The organism is Microcoleus sp. AT9b-C3, from assembly GCF_036705485.1.
Classification (GTDB): Bacteria; Cyanobacteriota; Cyanobacteriia; order Cyanobacteriales; family Microcoleaceae; genus Microcoleus.
Window position 1 is genome coordinate 1 of the sequence record NZ_JAUBUR010000107.1, and the last position, 1484, is coordinate 1484.

At 44.5% G+C, this 1484-nt stretch carries 1 protein-coding gene; it reads left to right on the forward strand.

What is annotated here, in order from left to right; all coding sequences use genetic code 11:
* Window positions 1–90 precede the first annotated feature (90 nt).
* Window positions 91–1458, forward strand: a complete 1368-nt coding sequence (locus QUB77_RS31545) for an IS4 family transposase (RefSeq protein WP_333180931.1) — start codon at window positions 91–93, stop codon at window positions 1456–1458.
* Window positions 1459–1484 lie beyond the last annotated feature (26 nt).

A 1484-nucleotide genomic window follows, 5' to 3' on the forward strand; every position in this document is an offset into this window, starting at 1 on the left:
CAATGGCACTGAAAAAGTGAGCAAAAAAAAATCTGTAAGGCAAGATATATATAGATCGTTGCCTTACAAACCAAAATATCTCTCTCCATTATGCCAAATCGTGCGTGCATTCTCAAACAACAATTTTTGCAGAGCGTTGCCTCACCTTGGGAGAAGCTGCTGCCAGAAAAGTTAGTCCATTCGCTTCTAGCGAATGAGAAAATCACCTACTACCAAAGCATCTACACACCGATAGTCACCTTGTGGGCGATGGTATCCCAGGTACTCTCTCCCGACAAAAGTTTGAGTCAAGCCGTGAAGCGGATGAGTACGTGGCTCAGTGCGGCCGGAGTCAAGCCTCCTTCGTCTGACACCGGGGCATACAGTAAAGCTCGTAAACGACTACCAGAAAAAGTCGTTCAACAGTTAGTACCCATAGTCGCAGAAACTCTAGAAGCGCAAGTTCCCATAGAACAACAATGGTGTGGACGACGAGTGCGGGTACTAGATGGAACAACAGTGTTGATGAGTGATACTGCTGCTAATCAAGCCGAGTATCCGCAACACAGCAATCAAAAACCAGGGTGTGGATTTCCCATCGCTAAAATGGTGGTACTCTTTTCATTGGTGACAGGGGCTGTGGTATCTGCTGGCATAGCTTCCTTAGCAAGCAGTGAGATTGTGATGAGCCGTTTAATTTATGCAAATTTAGCCCCCGACGATGTGATATTGGCGGATCAAGCTTATGGTAATTATGTCGATTTAGTCTTAGTAAAAGAGCGAGGAGCCGATGCTGTTTTTCGGAAAATTCATCTCCGTAAAACTGACTTTAGACGGGGAAAAAAGTTGGGAATTGGCGACCATAAAGTCGTCTGGAATAAGCCCCGGCAGTGTCCCGACCACATGAATATTGAGGAATTCGAGGCATTACCTTCTAGTTTCATCGTCCGAGAAGTATGCCTGCGAATTAAACGCCGCGGCTTCCGAGCTGAGCGTATTATTATAGTGACAACATTGGTGGATGCCAAACGGTATACTGTTGAAAAATTGACTTCTTTATATGGACTTCGTTGGTCGGCAGCAGAAGTCAATTTACGCTATGTCAAAACAACGCTGAAAATGGAGATGTTAACAGCTAAAACTCCAGTGATGGTGAGAAAAGAAATCTGGACACATTTATTAGCTTACACTTTGTTACGTACCATTATGTGGCAGGCTGTATCTTCGTCAAAAAATACAGTTTTTCAACTCTCATTCCAATCAACCAGGCAGCAGTTTAATCTGTTATTGACGCTGTTGGCAACTACAGGAAAATGCCAACAGCGAAAATGGCGTCAATTACTTTTGGAACAGGTGGCAACTAATTTACTCACTCTGCGACCCGACCGTTCTGAACCTAGGGTTTTAAAACGCAGACCGAAACCATATCCTCGAATGCAGGAACCTCGCTCTGTCTTGAAAGCTAAACTGCGAACGTGATTAAGCCTTTTTCAGTGCCATTGGAC